At 45.4% G+C, this 18,678-nt stretch carries 16 protein-coding genes; all 16 read left to right on the top strand.

Annotated elements, in window-relative coordinates; translation table 11 throughout:
* Positions 1-218: 218 nt before the first annotated feature.
* The 16 genes from GCU39_RS16910 to GCU39_RS16835 all read left to right on the top strand — a co-directional run bounded on the left by GCU39_RS16910 (position 219) and on the right by GCU39_RS16835 (position 18,629).
* Positions 219-1,853, top strand: a complete 1,635-nt coding sequence (locus tag GCU39_RS16910; protein ID WP_152394590.1) for a cache domain-containing sensor histidine kinase — start codon at positions 219-221, stop codon at positions 1,851-1,853.
* A complete protein-coding gene (locus GCU39_RS16905) occupies positions 1,822-2,610 on the top strand; it encodes a response regulator transcription factor (protein WP_152394589.1) in 789 nt (262 codons plus the stop codon). Before GCU39_RS16910 ends, GCU39_RS16905 begins: the two co-directional genes overlap by 32 nt.
* Positions 2,611-2,778: 168 nt before the next feature.
* Positions 2,779-3,216, top strand: a complete 438-nt coding sequence (locus GCU39_RS16900) for a helix-turn-helix domain-containing protein (RefSeq protein WP_152394588.1) — start codon at positions 2,779-2,781, stop codon at positions 3,214-3,216.
* Positions 3,216-3,947, top strand: a complete 732-nt coding sequence (locus GCU39_RS16895) for an ABC transporter ATP-binding protein (RefSeq protein ID WP_227793644.1) — start codon at positions 3,216-3,218, stop codon at positions 3,945-3,947. Before GCU39_RS16900 ends, GCU39_RS16895 begins: the two co-directional genes overlap by 1 nt.
* Complete coding sequence (locus GCU39_RS16890) at positions 3,944-4,681, top strand: ABC transporter permease (RefSeq protein WP_152394586.1); 738 nt, start codon at positions 3,944-3,946, stop codon at positions 4,679-4,681. The genes GCU39_RS16895 and GCU39_RS16890 overlap by 4 nt, the downstream gene beginning before the upstream one ends.
* A 165-nt stretch (positions 4,682-4,846) precedes the next feature.
* Entirely contained in the window at positions 4,847-5,485 is a 639-nt protein-coding gene (locus GCU39_RS16885) for a TetR/AcrR family transcriptional regulator (RefSeq protein WP_152394585.1), read from the top strand.
* 31 nt (positions 5,486-5,516) lie between these two features.
* Positions 5,517-6,350: a transporter substrate-binding domain-containing protein gene (locus GCU39_RS16880; RefSeq protein WP_152394584.1), complete on the top strand. Its 834-nt coding sequence runs from the start codon at positions 5,517-5,519 to the stop codon at positions 6,348-6,350.
* 27 nt (positions 6,351-6,377) lie between these two features.
* Positions 6,378-7,022 carry an amino acid ABC transporter permease gene (locus GCU39_RS16875; protein ID WP_152394583.1) on the top strand — a complete coding sequence of 215 codons (645 nt, stop codon included), beginning with the start codon at positions 6,378-6,380 and terminating at the stop codon, positions 7,020-7,022.
* A 14-nt stretch (positions 7,023-7,036) separates the two neighbouring features.
* A complete protein-coding gene (locus GCU39_RS16870) occupies positions 7,037-7,789 on the top strand; it encodes an amino acid ABC transporter ATP-binding protein (RefSeq protein WP_152394582.1) in 753 nt (250 codons plus the stop codon).
* A gap of 14 nt (positions 7,790-7,803) precedes the next feature.
* Positions 7,804-9,042 (top strand): M24 family metallopeptidase, encoded by a 1,239-nt coding sequence (locus GCU39_RS16865; RefSeq protein ID WP_227793239.1) that lies wholly within the window; start codon positions 7,804-7,806, stop codon positions 9,040-9,042.
* Between the two features lie 145 nt (positions 9,043-9,187).
* Positions 9,188-10,174, top strand: coding sequence for a glycoside hydrolase family 130 protein (locus GCU39_RS16860; RefSeq protein WP_152394580.1), 987 nt, complete (start codon positions 9,188-9,190; stop codon positions 10,172-10,174).
* Positions 10,175-10,412: 238 nt separating this feature from the next.
* Positions 10,413-11,117, top strand: coding sequence for an ABC transporter ATP-binding protein (locus GCU39_RS16855; RefSeq protein WP_152394579.1), 705 nt, complete (start codon positions 10,413-10,415; stop codon positions 11,115-11,117).
* 2 nt (positions 11,118-11,119) lie between these two features.
* Entirely contained in the window at positions 11,120-13,444 is a 2,325-nt protein-coding gene (locus GCU39_RS16850; RefSeq protein WP_152397296.1) for an ABC transporter permease, read from the top strand.
* A gap of 263 nt (positions 13,445-13,707) precedes the next feature.
* Positions 13,708-15,567 carry an assimilatory sulfite reductase (NADPH) flavoprotein subunit gene (locus GCU39_RS16845; protein ID WP_152394578.1) on the top strand — a complete coding sequence of 620 codons (1,860 nt, stop codon included), beginning with the start codon at positions 13,708-13,710 and terminating at the stop codon, positions 15,565-15,567.
* Between the two features lie 75 nt (positions 15,568-15,642).
* Entirely contained in the window at positions 15,643-17,376 is a 1,734-nt protein-coding gene (cysI, locus tag GCU39_RS16840; protein WP_152394577.1) for an assimilatory sulfite reductase (NADPH) hemoprotein subunit, read from the top strand.
* Positions 17,377-17,690: 314 nt separating this feature from the next.
* Complete coding sequence (locus tag GCU39_RS16835) at positions 17,691-18,629, top strand: ABC transporter permease (RefSeq protein ID WP_227793238.1); 939 nt, start codon at positions 17,691-17,693, stop codon at positions 18,627-18,629.
* The last annotated feature ends 49 nt before the right edge of the window (positions 18,630-18,678 follow it).

Here is an 18,678-nt window from a genome sequence, read left to right as displayed (position 1 = left end):
ATTTTGTTATGAATTGGTTACATACACTAGGCAGAGAAAGATTTGTTAGGCAAATCCTTCATCTATATCCTAGACATGAATGATGTTTCATGTGAAAATATGCACAAGACCTATTATAGATTTAGTACAGCATTATGTATTTGCACAGATTAGCGTTTTTTTGTCTTTTTCGGGTATGTAGTAAATCGATAATAGAACAGTGAAAGGCTAGGATTGCAATGAAATCAATTCACTTAAAAATTACGTTGATCGCAGGAGGCTGCTTCTTGCTGCTGTTCGTTGCTTTGCTTGTAACGATATATCTGGAGATGAACCATACGGTTGTCCCTTTGAATAAGAACTTAACGCAGCAAGTGGTTACTGCACGCAGCGATCAGATCGATTATTGGTTTAATCAGCGCATCGGTGAGATCGACATGCTTGCTTCTCTAGCTTCGGACCATCAGTGGACACGAGAGGAATTGCTGCAAGAGATCAATAAGTTCGAGGCAAAGAAGTCAGAAGAGTACGAATCCATACGTGTGGTGGACATTCGAGGGAATTCATGGTCTTCAAGGGACAAGCCTTTTTCGATACTAAACCGACCCTACTATAGAAGACTGCTGAATTCAGAATCCAAATATGTGGTGAGCAATCCGATCGTATCCCAAGCGAATGCAGCCGAAATCGTCGTCATTCTCTATCGCGTGAATCCATCGGTGAATGATGAGGTAGCTTATATTGCCGCAGCCGTCTCCGTCAAGAAGATGAAGGAGATTGCTCAAGATGTCATGCTATATGACCAGTCAGGCCAGCTTATCGTCGATTGTAGAGAGCTGGGTGAAGGAGATGGAGCGGGGGATGCAGCAGATAAGAAGAACATGAGTATATTTGAGGCTCCGATTCAAAATGTGGAAGGCTGGAAGCTTGTACTCGAAGTACCAAATTCAAGTCTCTCGCTAGCGGTGATCAAGACCCAGCGGACGGCATTGCTGGTAGGTGTGCTTATCGGTAGTGTGCTTATCGTCCTGCTGATGCTGCTTGCTTCTTCCATTATTCGTCCAATTCAGTCGCTTCGCCGGGTAATGGAAACTGTGCAGAACGGCAATCAAACCATACGAGCAGTTGTTACGCGTTCGGATGAGATCGGCGATCTTGGACGAAGCTTCAATGACATGCTTGTTCAATTGTACGCTGTGGAGCAGGATCGAAAGGAGATGGAACTCAGATTGATTCATGAGCAGATCAAACCGCACTTTCTGTACAACACATTGGATACGATCCAGTGGATGGCAACGGAACATGGAGCAGACAATGTGGTGGAGATGGTGGAGGCGCTTAGCGCGTATTTCAGATTAGGGCTTGGCACAGGCAGCCCCTATATTCCGCTTGATCAGGAGTTGTACCATGTCGAGAGTTATCTTCATATTCAAGGCGTGCGGTATGAGGAGATTCTGGACTACGAGCTTCGATATGATGAAAAGCTTGCGCAGTGCCAAGTCGTTCGCTTCATGCTGCAGCCGTTGGTGGAAAATGCGATTTATCACGGGATTAAGCCACTTGGGGATCAAAAGTGCAAAATTTCGATTACAGCTTATAAACAGGTCGATGATTTGGTCATTCAGGTTGAAAATAATGGGGTTATGATTCCGGAAGAGAAGCTTGAACAGATGAATCAAGCCCTTCTTGATGATCGATACGATCGTTCTGCCGCTGGCTTTGGGTTATACAGTGTAAACCATCGCATTCGACTAGCATACGGAGCGCCATACGGCCTTGCAGTGAAGAGCGAAGCTGGCATGACCGTTATGGTCATTCGAATACCTTTGGAAGGGGAGTGGAATGAAGATGTGGAAGATTGTCATCGTCGATGATGAAACGATCATTCGCAAAGGCTTGCGACAATATATTGAGGAGAGTCCATATCTTTTTGAGGTCGCAGGAGAAGCGAAAAGTGCAAACGAAGCATTGCATATGGTGGAGGAAGCTCCGCCACATGTATGTCTTGTCGACATCAACATGCCGAATATGAATGGGCTCGATCTGATGAATATATTGCGTGAACGCTGCCCGTCGGTTCTGGTTGTCATCATCAGCGGCTACGATAACTTTGAATATGCGCGTCAAGCCGTGCAACTGCAAGCATTCGATTATGTATTGAAACCTGTGCCGAAGAGTGATCTGAACAAGCTGCTTCATCGGATCGATGAGCATCTTCAGGCGAAATATCCTTTGCATTCGCATGAAAGCAGGGTGGATAAGGAGCGGGAGATTACCGGGTTTACAGGGGATGGAACCGTGCTTATCCAAAAAGTGACCGAGTATATTGACAGTCATTATCAGGATCCGGAGCTGTCTATTGCTCGTGTAGCAGCGCTATTTCATATCAACCAAACCTATCTTAGCAAGCGGATGAAGCAAGAAATCGGTGCTTCATTCCTTGACTATGTGACCGAGCTTCGGATATCGAAGGCGAAGGAGATTCTGGATGACGTCATGCCGAATATCAAGATCGGGGATCTGGCCGTGAAGGTAGGGTATAAGAGTCAGTATTATTTTAGTCGTGTGTTCAAAAATAGAGTCGGCTCAAGCCCCTTGGAGTACAAGAAACATCCGTTCGGTTATGGATAGGAGGGCCATTCTTAACCCAGTGCTTAGGCTCCACCATATGTAAACACAACGCAACCTAGAGAGGGTTGCGTTTTTTAATGTAAACGGAATAGAACAAGAGATGTTATCTCCAATTGGTAGAATTAACCTGAGACCGCATTATAATTAATGATGAAAGGTGTGAAAAACATGATTAGTATGAATTTGAAACAATTGCGTAAAGCAAACAGATTGACGCAAGAAGAAATTGCTGAGAAGATTGGCGTTTCGAGGCAAGCTGTCGCGAAATGGGAGAATGGGGAGACCGTTCCGGATATTAATAATTGTATTGCTTTGGCCAATTTATATGGTGTCGTGTTGGACGACCTGGTTCATCATGCCGAAAGCGAGGAAAAGGTGGGCATCCGGCCCAAAGGAAAGCATATGTTTGGATTGGTTAAGGTGGGAGAACGGGGGCAGATCGTCATTCCCAAAAAAGCCAGGGAAGTATTCAACATTCGGCCCGGTGACAGCCTGCTTCTCCTTGGTGATGAGGCTCGTGGACTTGCCATTGTCAGAAACGAGGACTTTCTACAGTTTGCGCAAGATGTATTCCATGCACAGCGATACGAGGAGGAAGACGAGTGATTGCAATTCAAACGACTAATTTAACGAAAAAATTCAAAGATAAAACCGTTCTGAACGCACTGAACCTTTCGATCGAACAAGGTGAGCTTTTTACTCTGCTCGGAGTCAACGGCGCAGGCAAAACGACAACGATCAAAATGTTGACGTGCTTGAGCAAGCCTACTGCCGGCGATGCCGCACTGCTCGGCGACAGCATCGTATCCAATGCTTATGCAGTAAAAGAAAAAATCAATGTTTCGCCGCAGGAGACTGCCGTCGCCCGCAATTTATCGGTAAGGGAGAATCTTGAATTCATTGCCCGAATTTACGGGTTCAATAAGAAAACAGTAGAGAAAAAAGTGGAAGAAATGCTTATGACGTTTAACCTTATGGATGTAGCCGGGGATAAAGCAAAAACGTTATCTGGCGGAACGCAAAGGCGGCTCAGTATTGCCATGGCCCTCATCTCGAACCCGGAAATCCTGTTTCTGGATGAACCTACATTGGGACTGGATGTCCTCTCAAGACGTGATCTCTGGACGGCCATTGAGAAATTAAAGGGCAAAAAAACCATTATTCTGACGACGCATTATATGGAGGAAGCTGAAGCGCTGTCCGATCGAATTGGAATTATGGCGGAAGGAAAATTAAAAGCGGTTGGATCGGCGGCCGAATTGATGGCAAAGAGCAATGCAAGAACGCTGGAAGAAGCCTTTGTCTCACTCGTTGTCAAGGAGGGAGCAGAACAATGAAAACCATCGCATTGGCTGCACGAAATCGGAAAGAGATTGTTCGAGATCCTCTGAACTTAGCCTTTGGCATAGGCTTCCCGTTGATCATCTTATTCCTGCTAACGGCATTACAAGCAAATATTCCGGCCGATATATTTGTCATTCATAAACTTGTTCCGGGCGTCGCGATGTTTGGTCTTTCTTTCGTTTCACTATTTTCCGGTATGCTGATCGCCAAGGATAGAAGTAGTTCATTTCTGACGCGGTTGTTCACGGCTCCGCTTACAGCCCCTGATTACATCGTGGGATATACCTTACCGCTTGTGCCTATGGCGATGATCCAAATTGTAATCTGTTTTCTTGCCGCAATCTTCCTAGGGTTACCGGTCAGTTTCAATGCTCTACTCTCTATTCTTTCCCTTATTCCTACGGCTATTCTATTTATCGCAATCGGATTGCTTGCTGGAAGTGTATTAAATGACAAGCAGGTCGGGGGCGTTTGCGGAGCGCTATTGACCAATTTTAGCGCATGGCTTAGCGGCATTTGGTTTGATCTAAATCTGATTGGCGGCTGGTTTAAAGGGATTGCTTATGTTCTTCCCTTTGCTCATGCTGTAGAGGCAAGCAGAGCGGCCATGTCTGGAGACTATGCATCGATCTTACCGCACTTATGGTGGGTCTTCGGTTACGCGGCTGTCATCATCGTCATTGCGGTTTACGCGTTCAAGAAGAAAATGAATGGCAACGAGGCCTAACGATATATAGCAAATTAGTACAAAACGACGGCAGAGATGCCGTTTTTTTGTTTTGATTGGCGTTAAATCATTCTCTTTTAAGCTTGACAATAGGATTTGTATTAAAGTATAGTAATCCCATCGGAATTAACTAACTGACGAGTCAGTTAATAGAGAGAAGAGGTTATGCAATTGCCTACGATATCAAATCGCGACCAGGATCGGCAGCAGCAACTGAGTCATGCGGCCCTCGAGCTATTTGCGCGCAAAGGGTACCACAATACGAAGGTATCCGATGTGGTCAAATCATCCGGGGTATCACAGGGTACGTTCTACTGGTATTTCGAGAGTAAAGAACAGCTTGCCATTCAACTGATCGAAGATGGTAAACAAAATTTAATCAAAGTCATCGAACAAGGATATCGTAATCATGCGGGGACTGTAACTGACATGCTGGAGTCGTCCACGCGATTGTTAACAGATTTGTTCGAATTCGCTGATCAGAACCGCTACCTCATGGCATTTTTACTGATCAAAGGTCAAGGTGCTGACCCACCGGTGCGGGAAGCCGTATCGCAGACTTGGATTGCATTCGAGGAAGCTTTTAATAAAAATGTTAAGCGGGCTTTAGAGTTAGGGATGCTTCCGGACACGGCGGACTTGTCTCTTCGCGTCAACATCCTTGTCTCTTTAATTACGGGTGTGCTCACCAAATGGCTGTTCGGGCCGATGCATGATGTCGATTTTCAATCCGTATATACGCCCGCGAGGATTGCCGCTGAGACGGCAAAATTCGAATTTGGCGGATTACTCGGAACATTCTAAAACATAGAGGAATAAAGGAGATGTATCAACCATGTTGTTAAAAGGAAAACCTGCTTTCAAAGCAATATCTCTATTACTTATCGTGGCATTGGCTTTAGTCGGATGCGGAGCTAAGTCAACGGATAAAACCGAAACGGCCGCACCAGCTAACTTATTGGAAAAGATCAAGTCATCAGGAAAAATCCGGATAGGTTTAATGGGAACCTACGCACCATACAACTTTATGAATGATAAAAATGAAGTGGATGGATTTGATGCCGATGTGGCGAAAGAAGTTGGTAAACGCTTAGGCGTGCAGGTGGAATTTATTACAGGCGAATTCTCCGGTCTGATTGCAGGACTACAAAAGGATAAGTACGACGCATTAGTCAGTCAAGTCACGATTACGGAAGACCGTAAACAAACAATGGATTTTTCCGAGCCCTATATTAAGAACGCCGTTAACGTGATCGTTAAAAACGACAATACCACCATCCATTCACTGGAAGATTTCAAAGGTAAAAAAGTTGGCGTTGGACTTGGTACCAACGATGAAAAATATTTGCGTGAAGTTGCAATTCCCAAAGTCGGACAATTTGAAATTGCAACGTACAACGATGTGATTACGTCTTTAATGGATTTGAACACGGGAAGAATTGATGCCACCATCAACAATACATTTGCGATCCAACCCATCCTGCAAAAAAACAAACTTCAAGTGAAAGCCGTAGGCGAGCCGATCAAGGAAGATGTTGCCGGTATCGCTGTTCGCAAAGGTAATCAGGAACTCGTGTCTGCGATCAATACAGCATTGGAAGACATGAAAAAAGACGGAACGTTCAAGAACATCTTCAAAAAGTGGTTTGATGTTGAACCGAACATTTAACGTGGTGCGCAACAGGAGGCTTTATGCATGGAACTCGTCTTTAAAAACTTTAATTTCCTGTTAACCGGTGCATATTATACGATGCTGATTACGATCGTCTCCATGTGCTTCGGATTAATCATTGGATTGATTACAGCGATCGCTCGTCTAAAAGGAAATTGGCTGATCCGCACGCTGGCAAAGGGCTATGTATCCATTATTCGTGGAACGCCGATTCTTGTTCAAATCTTTATCGTCTACTATGGTTTACCTGATTTCGGGATTACACTTGGGCCGTTCACAGCAGCCTACATTTCGCTAAGCATCAACATTGGTGCTTATTTAGCGGAGACATTCCGTGGCGCAATCCTCTCTGTACATAAGGGACAGATGGAAGCGGCGGTATCCCTCGGGCTATCGCCGTGGCAAACCATGGTCAAGGTTGTTCTTCCACAGGCAGCCAGAGCGGCCATTCCGCCTATGGGCAACACGTTTATCGGAATGCTGAAAGAGACTTCGCTCGTTTCTATCGTTACGGTAACGGAACTGCTGCGATCTGCTCAACTGCTCATAGCGCAATATTATACGGCCATGCCGTTTTATATTGCGATTGCTCTGATGTATTGGGTGATGAGTCTGCTGTTCTCCAACATCCTTAACCGCATCGAAACCAAATTATCCAAAGCTTATTAAGGACGTGTGTGCGTATGATTGAAGCAACAAGTCTCAGCAAACAATTTGACAATTTGACCGTATTACAAAATATTAACCTTCATGTCCGCTCCCAAGAGATCGTCGTTCTGCTGGGACCGAGCGGATCCGGCAAGAGCACGCTGCTGCGTTGCATCAATGGATTGGAGGAACCTACAGTAGGGACGATCCAGGTAGGCGGCGCACAATGGGATGCCGCGATGAACGCGAAAGAAAAAAAACAAGCCATGAAGGATATTCGCGCGTTAACTGGTATGGTTTTTCAATCTTTTAATTTGTTTCCACACATGACGGTGCTGGAAAATGTCACGATGGCCCCGATCACCGTGAAAAACATGCCCAAGCAGCAAGCGAATGAATTGGGTGAAGCCTTACTTGCAAAAGTGGGGTTGGCCGAGAAGAAAAACGAATTTCCTTCCCGGCTTTCCGGCGGACAGCAGCAGCGGGTAGCCATCGCACGTTCGCTTGCGATGAACCCGCAGATTATGTTGTTTGACGAGCCGACATCCGCTTTGGATCCGGAATTAACCGGTGAGGTCTTAGCCGTGATGAAGCAGTTGGCCTACGAGGGGATGACCATGATTGTCGTTACACATGAAATGAAATTTGCTCGCGACATCGCAAATCGGATTATTTTTATGAGTGACGGGGTCATTCAGGAGGAAGGGAAGCCGGAGCAATTTTTTGACCAGCCGAAAACTGAACGGGCACGTAAATTTTTGCGACAGATGGCGCATCAACCGGACTAATCGCAAGACAAGTCTTGTTCAACATAGAGGGAGTTGAAGTCGTGGTTCGTATCGATCCAGAACACCTTAACAATATAGCAGAACGGGCAAGAGCGCTCATGGAAAAGGAACAGATTGATGCGATCGTTGCGTCAACCTGCGAAAATTTCTATTATTTGTCCGGGCATCCGAGCACGTTCATGTATACGCTGCGTATGAATGAAGTTGCACTGGCTGTCATGTTTCGGAATCCAAACCATAAGACGATATTGATCGTCAATGATTTTGAGGCAGCTGGCGTAGCGAAAGATTTGCCATGTGAGATCAGAACTTATCCCACCTGGGTCGATATCGACGATCCGTATGGAATGACGAGTGAATCGTTCCAGGGAAAACGCCCCGTTTCTCCCCAGGCGGATGAGATGTTCGGATTGCTCCAGCAGGTGCTTGACGAACATGGCGTATCAGACGGCAAGATTGCCGTCGAATTAGGCGCCATGCGATATTCATCCGCCTTAGCTTTGCAGAACGCGGTCCGTTCGGCTCAGCTCATGGAAGCAAGTCGTATGTTTATAGAGCTGCGCGCAATAAAAACGACGTGGGAAATCGAGCAGCTGCGCAAAGCCTGCGCTTATGCCGAATCAGGCATGACGGAAGCGGTCCATCGCATTCGCGTGGGCAGTTCTGCCTCTGAAATCGTAAATGACTTCAGAATGGCATTGATGAAGTATGAAGATGGCTCGAATGCCCGCTTTCATATGATTTCAGTCGGAGCTGATTTCGCACCAGCGCATCGCTTTGATACTCGGCCGTCGGAGCCGGGAGACATCATTAAATTTGATGTCGGTGTCGATGTGGCCGGATATGGTTCGGACATCGCGCGTACGTTTGTGCTTGGTTCTCCTTCCGATCATGTGAAGCGCGTATATGATGCATTGCGGGTGGGGCACGATCGTCTCCTACAATGGATTGAACCTGGGCGACCGATGAGCAGCGCTTTTCATGAAGTGATGGCGCTCATCCGAGAATCGGGGCTTCCGAACTATAACCGGGGCCATTTAGGACATAGCGCGGGATTAAGCCTCGCGGCAGAGGAAGCTCCTTTTATTGGACCTTCGGAAGAAGCCATTTTTCGCCCGGGTATGGTGATTTGCTTGGAGACGCCCTATTATGGTCACGGCGTAGGCTCGATCATGATTGAGGATATGGTGCTTGTGACCGACAATGGGTGCGAGAGACTGAATAAGTTGTCTCGAGACCTTATTGTACTATAATGCCAGATTGCTCTCCTGAATTTTTAGTCCCTTTCGTTCCACGAATAAACCGATTTGAATCAGGTATGTGACCTGAGTTACAATCTTAGTAGATCGTGGTATGGTATTGTATTCATATGAAAGCGATCAGGAAGGGGATTACAGGATGACTAAAATTATTGGTGAAGCGCTACCAAATATGCCATGGCAGGACAAGCCGAGTGGTTATAAGGCGCCAGTATGGCGGTATACTCAGAATCCGATTATTCAGCGAGATGGACAGTTAAACTCCAACAGTATTTTTAATTCAGCAGTTGTTCCTTTCGAAGATGGATACGCAGGTGTATTCCGTTGCGATTCTAGATCCGTTAGTATGGATATCTTCGTAGGCTTTAGTCAGAACGGGATTGATTGGGAGATTCAAGATAACCCGATTCAATTTGAAGGTGACGAATACGTTACAAAGCGTGAGTATCGTTATGATCCGCGCGTTTGCAAGATTGATGATAAATACTATATTACTTGGTGTAACGGATATCATGGCCCAACGATCGGAATCGCGTATACGTATGATTTCAAAACCTTCCACCAGCTGGAAAATGCATTCTTACCGTATAATCGCAATGGTGTGTTGTTCCCGCGTAAAATCAATGGCAAATACGCAATGGTGAGCCGTCCAAGTGATACAGGCCATACACCGTTCGGAGATATTTTCTTTAGCGAGAGCCCGGACCTTACGTACTGGGGTAAACATCGCTTCGTGATGGGTACAATTAATTCCGATGCTTCAGCATGGCAATCGAAGAAGATTGGTCCAGGACCTGTGCCGATTGAGACGGATCGCGGCTGGCTGCTGATCTACCACGGTGTCATTAACACGTGTAATGGGTTTGTGTATCGGATGGGCGTAGCGCTATTGGATATTAACGAGCCTTGGAAGGTATTGGCCCGCTCGCGCAACTATATCTTGGGACCTGAAACATTGTATGAGTGCGTAGGAGATGTGCCGAATGTAACCTTCCCATGCGCAGCTTTAACTGATGCAGAGACAGGCCGAATCGCGATTTACTACGGTTGTGCAGACACCGTAACAGGAGTTGCTTTCACAACAGTGGACGAGTTGTTGGATTATATGGACCAGTATCCGCTATAGATTGAAAGCAAGCTGACATAAGAATACACCTAAACACGCCAAATATTGGCGTGTTTTTTGTTTGAACCCGACTTTGGTCTAGCTGATGTAGAGACTGGAGATGGATGCTACCCATCTTTTGCCTACGTATAATCAACTTGAACAATATTCCAATTTATTTCAGATCTGGAGCAATAGGGATGGCAAATCAAGTTCCCGCAGCTTGCTTCATTTCCCCGGAGACTGAGGAGACGTGAAAATGAAAACGTTAATCGAATTCAAAAACGTAGCAAAAGAATACAACACAGGAGAAGTGACGATCAAGGCTCTTGCTGGGGTTGATTTTTCCATATCAGAGGGAGAATTCGTCGTGGTATTGGGCGCTAGCGGTGCCGGCAAAAGTACGATATTGAATATCCTTGGCGGTATGGACACGGCAACCACAGGACATGTGACCGTTGGTGATCAAGACATCACAAGATTTAATGAAAAAAAATTAACGGAATATCGCGGGGAGAAGATTGGCTTTGTCTTTCAATTCTATAACTTAATCCCGAATTTAACCGCACTTGAGAATGTTGAATTTGCCACGGAAGTATGTAAAAACCATCTGGATGCAAAAGATGTTTTACATAAGGTTGGCTTGCAGGACCGTATGCGGCACTTCCCTTCCCAGCTTTCGGGAGGAGAACAACAACGTGTTGCGATTGCGAGAGCGGTTGCCAAAAATCCGCTGCTGTTACTCTGTGATGAACCAACCGGGGCTTTGGATTATGTGACAGGGAAGTCGGTCTTAAAGCTTCTTCAAGATCTGAATAAGGAGACGAAGAAGTGTGTTGTTTTGGTGACCCATAACACGGCGATTGCTCCGATGGCGGATAAGATTATTAAGGTGAAGAGCGGAATGATTGAAAGTGTAACGGTGAATCATGACAAACAGAATGTCGAAGGGATCGAGTGGTAATGATGAAGCTTTTTCTAAAATTGATAAGGGATATTAAACAATCGATCGGGCAATTTATAGCCTTAGTTTTGATTATCGCAGTAGGAGCTTTTTTCTATGCGGGGCTGGTAACGTATAGCGATAAGCTTAGTACTTATACGAAGGATTACTTTGAAGAACATCATTTAAGCGACTTAAATGTGTATTACAGTCAAATTTCCAAAGATGATGTGGCAGGTTTAAGCAAAATTGAAGGTATCCATAAAATAGAAGGACGTTATACCTTCGATGCGACGCAAGCTTTTGAAGATGATAAAACTTCATTGAAAATTCATTCGATTCCTGAAAATAATGAAATAAATACGCTTACTATGATTGAGGGCAGTATCCCGACAAAAAAGGATGAAATCATAGTAGATTCCCATTATGCAAAAGAACATGAATATCATGTCGGTGATCAAATCCGTATCAATGCGAATGGGAGAGATGTTAAGTTTACCATTAGCGGCTTGGGCGAGAATGTTGAATATGTAAAAAAGAATGAAACTCAAGACCATAAAGCCTACGGCGTAGCTTATATTGCCGAAGCGGCAATACCTGAAATTGCAGACGGCTTTTCGTATAATGAAATCATGATTGATGCTCAAGATGGTTACGATATTGATCTATTAGGTCAATCCATTGAAGCACAATCCAAACAACTTTCTTATTTAAACCAAGTAAGTAAAGAACGGACTTTCAATTATTCTAAAATACATGAAACGATTTATAATAACGGCATGATGAGTAAGGTTGTACCTTTCGTTCTCTTTTTGATTGCAGCGATCATCCTATTTCTTACCATGTCGAGGATTATAGATTCTCAGCGAAATCAAGTAGGGATTATGAAGGCTTTGGGGGTAAAAAACAGAACCATCATGCTTCATTACATGGGATACCCTGTACTGGCAGGTATCGTAGGCTCAATCCTAGGTAGTGTCGTTGCTGCTAGTGTATTTATTCCTTTAGTAACGGCGTCGAGTGCAAAGTCCCACTCTCTGCCTGGCATCACATACTCACTTTCTATTTATTCGATCATTCCTCCCATCCTTTTCTCTAGTGCTTTTGGACTTCTAGCCTGTTACTTAAGCGGTAGAACGATATTAAAAGAACGTGCAGCTCAAGCTATGCGTCCTAAACCGCCAAAGACGATGAAAAAGCTAGTGATAGAAAGAGTTCCAGGCCTATGGCGTCGCATTTCCTACAGTTATAAACTCATTTTGAGAAATATTTTCTTAAATAAACCAAAAGCTATAGCGAGCTCAATCGGTGTGGTTGTAAGCACGGTATTATTGATCACTGCTTTTGGCACGCAAGCGGCCTTGCTAAAAGTAGCGAACCAAATTGAAGATGTTTATAAGTATGATTTAAGAGTAGATTACACAATGGGCACATCGATTGATACGATAAACCTCCCCTCCGGAATTAAAAATAGTTATGATTTATCCACTTTCCCTGTGGAATTCATAAAAAAGGATGAAAAAGAAAATGCCACTTTAGTGGTTACTGCAAAAGAAAACAGTCTCATTCATTTCTTTGACGAAAAGGACAATGAGATATCTTTAGAAAATAATGGTGTGCTGGTACCCAAATCTTACGCTGACAAGTATCAAATTGTAGAAGGGGATATCATCCAAATCAAGTTCACAGCACCAGAGCTTAAGAATAAAACGGTAGATACGAAGGTTTTACAAATATCTACGCAGTATTCGAATCCCTCGTTTTATATTACACCAGCCTATTTAAAGAGCTTTGACATCGACTATCGTCCAACTTCGCTGTTAGTTGAAGCCAATAGCACTATAGATCTTATAAGTGTTCGTAACTTCTTTGAACAAGATCCTCATGTAGATACCATTGGAGATAAGACGGATCTAAAGAAATCAGCTCAATATATTTTGAAACAAAACAGTTTTGTATTTATCATGTTTACCATTTGTGCCGTTATACTCTCCTTTAGCGCCATCTATACGATATCTTCCATCAACATATATGAAAGGAATCGTGAGCTTGCAACACTTAAGGTATTAGGCTATCAAAAAAATAAAATAAACAGACTAATATTTTTTGAAAATATTATTCTAACCACATTTGCGGTCATTGTAGCCTTACCGATTAGTGGCTATATGTATGCACTTATTGTCAAGGCACTGTCCAGTACCCACCAACAAATCCCAAATAAATTAAACATTTTAATCATGTTGGTATCTGTTATTCTTGCATTCTTACTAACCATTCTGGCTAACTTACTACTTCGGAGAAAAGTAACCAAAATCAATATGATTGAATCCTTAAAAAGTATAGAATAACGGCATTGAAATGCACCCACATTCATCGGCACTACCCCTCGGGTAAACCAATGAATGTACACAGGGTGCATTTTTATATTGGTGAATCTAGTCTGGTTCGTAGCATTTTCAGCTTTATAAGTAAAAATATGAAAAATCTAAAAATATCTAATAAATAATTGTCGATATTTCAGTTGAACCTTTGGCAAATCTGTTTTAGTATAAAAGTTAAATTATACCTAGTGGTTTTATCGGGTTTATATATTCCAGTGAGGTGGTTCGTGTTGCAACTTCAAGTTACGAATAGTCCATTTACAAGTGAGCAAACAGAGCTCATCAATAAGCTGCTCCCAACGTTAACGGATGTCCAATTGAGCTGGCTGGGCGGTTATTTATCGGCTTACCGCATGGTGAGTACGGGTACGGTGACAGCATCAGCGACAGTTAATGACGCATCGGCGATACCTGCTGCAGCACCCGTCTCTACCGAGACGCAAGTACCACCTGAAGCGACGATCCTATTCGGCTCACAGACTGGGAATGCGCAGAGACTAGCAGGTCGGCTGGCTGAGCGGTTGAAAGCGCAAGGGATCACAGTGACACTGTCGGCCATGAATCAGTACAAGACAAATCAGTTAAAGAAGGTTGATTATCTATTCGTGCTTGTGAGTACGCACGGCGAAGGTGATCCACCAGATAATGCATTGACATTCCATGAATTTCTTCATAGTAAGCGTGCTCCGAAGCTGGATGGATTGAAATTCTCGGTCCTTGCCCTAGGAGATACATCGTATGAATTTTTCTGCAAAACAGGTCAAGATTTCGATTCGAGGCTGGCAGAGCTTGGCGGAGAGCGAGTGACAGATCGTGTGGATTGCGACGTGGACTTTGAAGAATCTGCAGCAGGCTGGATTGACGCTGTGAATCGCGCGGTAAGTTCATCTGCGACACCTGCATCCACGAATGTGACTACGAATGCAGCTAGCGCGTCAGTTGAACCCAATGCTGTTGAACCAATCTATTCGCGAAATAACCCTTACATGGCAGAAGTGCTGGAGAATCTAGACTTGAACGGAAGAGGATCCGATCGTGAGACGCGCCATGTGGAGATTTCCTTAGAAGATTCGGGCTTGACGTATTCGCCTGGCGATGCGGTTGGCGTTTATCCGCAGAATGATCCGGCTCTCGTGGATGAGCTGATCTCGCTGCTGAAGTGGAATCCGGAGGAGGTCGTTGTAACCGGTAAGAATGGAGAGACCTCTTCTGTACGTGATGCACTTTTGCACTACTATGAAATTACCGTGTTAACGAAGCCTTTATTGGAGAAAGCCGTTGCCTTCTCCGGCAACGACAAACTGGCAGAGCTGGTGAAGCCCGAAAATAAAGAAGCGTTGAGAGCGTATGTCAAAGCACGCGACTTGCTCGATCTGCTTCGTGATTTCCTGCCGTGGACAATTGCTCCGGGAGATCTATCGACACTGCTTCGTAAGCTGCCGCCGCGCTTGTATTCGATTGCGAGCAGCCTTAACGCACACCCTGATGAAGTGCATTTGACCGTCCGCAAGGTGGAATACGAAGCACATGACCGTGAACGTAAAGGCGTAACTTCAAGCTATATTGCGGAACGATTGGTGCCGGGCGATAAACTTCCGATTTTTATTCAACAGAATCCGAATTTCAAACCTCCTGTGAATCCAGATTCGCCAGTCATTATGATTGGACCTGGTACGGGCGTTGCCCCATTTCGTGCATTTCTTGAGGATCGCGAAGAGCTGGGTGCGACAGGGAAATCATGGCTGTTCTACGGCGACAGACATTTTGTCACAGACTTCTTGTATCAGACGGATTGGCAGCGCATGTTGAAGGCGGGCGTATTATCGAAGCTGGATGTAGCGTTCTCCCGCGATACGGAAGAGAAGGTTTATGTACAGCAGCGCATGCTGGAACATGGTGAAGAGGTATACAACTGGCTGCAGGACGGTGCACATGTGTATGTCTGTGGCGATGAGAAGCATATGGCACACGACGTTCAAGCCGCATTGCTTGACATTATTGGGCAATATGGCGGCAAATCGCCTGAGGTGGCAGCTGCGTATCTAGCCGAGCTGCAAGAGCAGGGGCGTTACCAACGTGATGTATACTAAGCGTTTGTGCTACGGCACAAGGTTCAATCGGTGCAATAACATGACCGCATCATGCAAGTAGAGGAGCTGATAGCCATGGTAAATAAGCAAAAGGTGGAGCCGATTGGTGGACCGCCGAGTGACGTGGAACAACTAAAATTAGAAAGCAACTATTTACGAGGATCATTGACGGAATCGCTGGCGAATCGAATAACGGGTGGATTGCCCGAGCTGGATAATCGGCTACTGAAATTCCATGGCAGCTATATGCAGGACGATCGAGATTATCGTAATGAACGGGAAAAGCAGAAATTAGAACCCTACTATCAGTTCATGCTTCGTGTTGTTACGCCAGGCGGGGTGTCAACTCCTGCGCAATGGCTTGTGATGGATGAATTAGCGGATAAGTACGGGACTGGAAGTATTCGTCTAACGACGAGGCAAGCATTCCAGCTGCATGGCGTATTGAAGTGGAATTTGAAGCAGACCATCCAAGATATCAATGAAGCGCTGCTGACAACATTGGCGGCGTGCGGCGATGTAAGTCGGAATGTCATGTGCAACCCGAATCCGTATCAATCTGATTTACATGGCGAGGTGTACTACTGGGCGCAACAGCTGACGACGCATTTGGCACCGAAGACACCTGCCTATCATGAGATCTGGCTGGACGGGGAAAAGGTGGTCGACAGTCTGGAGCAAGAGGAAGCAGCTGTGGAAGTCGAGCCGATTTATGGCAAAGTCTATTTGCCTCGGAAATTTAAGATTGGGATTGCGGTACCACCGTCCAACGATATTGACGTCTATTCGCAGGATCTTGGATTCATTGCGATCGTGGAGAACGATAAGCTCGTCGGCTTTAATGTTGTCGTCGGTGGTGGGATGGGCATGACGCATGGCGATACGAGTACGTATCCTCAGCTTGCTCGGAGCATCGGCTTCGTAACGCCAGACCGTATTCTGGACGTGGCGGAGAAGACGGTTACGATCCAGCGTGATTACGGGAATCGCTCCGTTCGGAAGAATGCCCGGTTCAAATATACGATCGATCGGCATGGCTTAGACTGGTTCGTGGAAGAACTGCATGACCGGTTAGGGTGGCAGCTTGAAGCTGCGCGTCCATTTACATTCGAGCATACGGGAGATCGTTACGGCTGGGTGAAAGGCAAGGATGGCAAATGGAACTTGACGCTCTATGTTCAAAGCGGCCGTATCGCGGATGGAGAAGGCTACAAGCTGAGAACAGCTCTGCGTGAAATTGCGAAGATACACACAGGGGATTTCCGCCTGACGGCGAATCAGAACTTAATGATCGCGCGTGTAGACACTAGGAAAAAGAAAGCCGTTGAAGCCTTGCTGCAACAGCACGGCATTGCCGAAGGTTCGAAGTACTCGGCACTACGTCGGAGTGCGCTGTCTTGCGTAGCGCTGCCAACCTGCGGGCTTGCGATGGCCGAGGCGGAACGATATCTGCCGACACTTATTGATAAGCTGGAGCCGATCCTTGAGGAAGCCGGTATTCTGGACGAAGAAATCAATATCCGCATGACAGGCTGCCCGAACGGGTGCGCGCGCCCAGCGCTAGGTGAGATTGCATTCATTGGTAAATCACCTGGCAAGTACAATATGTACTTAGGCGCGGGGTTCTCTGGTGATCGACTGAGCAAGCTATATCGCGAGAACATTGGCGAAGATGACATTATCGATACGCTAAAACCGATTATTCAGCACTATGCGGTTGATCGGAATCAGGGCGAGCACTTCGGAGATTTTGTCGTCCGCACGGGGTATGTCGCGGCGGTAACGAATGGGATGAACTTCCACGATTAAGCGGATGACGGTGCAAGAGAAAGCGGTACAGGTCTAATTCAAGATAACGAATTGAGAATCACGTCGATAAGACGTGATTCTTTTTTATGTTCTAAGCCCGAACGGGAATGATTCTAGGTTCTGAAATGGATCTTGTATTTTTATCAAAGTGTCATTTTCACACGATCGAATCGTGAATTTGTATCATTTTTCAAAATAAAGTTAACGTAAAAGCGCAAAAAATCACGCTTCTATTATCTCGTTTCATGGATTTGAAGAACGTAGAATGTTGGTAAAAGGTTGACGATTCATGCAGATGAGCAGGGAGGATGGATATGTCGCAGGCAACGGCGAACCAGAAGAGCTTATGGCAACGGCTATGGAAGCAAATCGATATTCAGATCATGGTCTGGCCGGGGGTCATTCTGATCTTTATTTTTGCGTACATCCCGATGTATGGCGTGCTGACAGGGTTTATGGATTACAACATTTTTACGGGCGCAAGAATTTTCGAGAATAAGTGGGTTGGGTTGAAGCATTTTCAAGATTTTTTCAATGCGCCGCAGTTCGGGACGATTATGAGAAATACGATCATGATCAGCCTGCTGAAATTGATCATTGGGTTTCCGGCTCCGATTATTTTGGCGTTGATGTTAAATGAGGTCCGTCATCGGATCTTCAAACGCGTGGTTCAATCGATTACATATTTGCCGTATTTCATGTCGTGGGTCATCATCGGCAGCATCGTGATGAGCTTGCTCTCAACGGAGAACGGGAGCGTCAATATGCTGCTCAAAGGGATCGGGGCGATCGATGAGTCGATTAACTTCCTCTCGATGAAAGAATATTTCTGGGGCATTCTTGTGTCTGCGAATGTGTGGAAGGACATCGGATTCAACTCCATTATCTTCATGGCTGCGATCGCGGGCGTAAATCCAAGCCTGTACGAAGCCGCAGAAATCGATGGCGCGAGCCGGTTCAAGCAAATGTATCTCATTACGATTCCGACCATTATGCCGATCATCATTATCTTCATGATATTGGCCATGGGCAGCCTGCTGAATGCCGGGTTCGAGGATATCTTGATTCTGGCGCAAAATCCAAGCCTAAGACCCGTATCCGATGTCATCGATACCTATGTCTACCGGGCAGGTCTGCAGAATCAGAGATATGCCTACGGGGTTGCGGTTGGTTTGTTCCGTGCCGTCATTAGCGTGATGTTGTTAACGATGGCTAACTATTTGGCGAGAAAGACCGGCAACAGCCTCTGGTAGAACATTCGACAATATGGGGGGAAAACTGTGCTCTTCAAGCGTTTGGGAT

Source organism: Paenibacillus guangzhouensis, assembly GCF_009363075.1.
In the GTDB taxonomy this organism is placed as follows: Bacteria; Bacillota; Bacilli; order Paenibacillales; family Paenibacillaceae; genus Paenibacillus_K; species Paenibacillus_K guangzhouensis.
This window is presented reverse-complemented; position numbering and strand designations above follow the sequence as displayed.

What these genes read in the sequence shown, in the direction of transcription:
- GCU39_RS16910 (WP_152394590.1), top strand. Translation starts at nt 219, where the DNA reads ATGAAATCAATTCACTTAAAAATTACGTTGATCGCAGGAGGCTGCTTC.
- GCU39_RS16905 (WP_152394589.1), top strand. Translation starts at nt 1,822, where the DNA reads ATGAAGATGTGGAAGATTGTCATCGTCGATGATGAAACGATCATTCGC.
- GCU39_RS16900 (WP_152394588.1), top strand. Translation starts at nt 2,779, where the DNA reads ATGATTAGTATGAATTTGAAACAATTGCGTAAAGCAAACAGATTGACG.
- GCU39_RS16890 (WP_152394586.1), top strand. Translation starts at nt 3,944, where the DNA reads ATGAAAACCATCGCATTGGCTGCACGAAATCGGAAAGAGATTGTTCGA.
- GCU39_RS16885 (WP_152394585.1), top strand. Translation starts at nt 4,847, where the DNA reads ATGCAATTGCCTACGATATCAAATCGCGACCAGGATCGGCAGCAGCAA.
- GCU39_RS16880 (WP_152394584.1), top strand. Translation starts at nt 5,517, where the DNA reads ATGTTGTTAAAAGGAAAACCTGCTTTCAAAGCAATATCTCTATTACTT.
- GCU39_RS16875 (WP_152394583.1), top strand. Translation starts at nt 6,378, where the DNA reads ATGGAACTCGTCTTTAAAAACTTTAATTTCCTGTTAACCGGTGCATAT.
- GCU39_RS16870 (WP_152394582.1), top strand. Translation starts at nt 7,037, where the DNA reads ATGATTGAAGCAACAAGTCTCAGCAAACAATTTGACAATTTGACCGTA.
- GCU39_RS16860 (WP_152394580.1), top strand. Translation starts at nt 9,188, where the DNA reads ATGACTAAAATTATTGGTGAAGCGCTACCAAATATGCCATGGCAGGAC.
- GCU39_RS16855 (WP_152394579.1), top strand. Translation starts at nt 10,413, where the DNA reads ATGAAAACGTTAATCGAATTCAAAAACGTAGCAAAAGAATACAACACA.
- GCU39_RS16850 (WP_152397296.1), top strand. Translation starts at nt 11,120, where the DNA reads ATGAAGCTTTTTCTAAAATTGATAAGGGATATTAAACAATCGATCGGG.
- cysI (WP_152394577.1), top strand. Translation starts at nt 15,643, where the DNA reads ATGGTAAATAAGCAAAAGGTGGAGCCGATTGGTGGACCGCCGAGTGAC.
- GCU39_RS16835 (WP_227793238.1), top strand. Translation starts at nt 17,691, where the DNA reads ATGTCGCAGGCAACGGCGAACCAGAAGAGCTTATGGCAACGGCTATGG.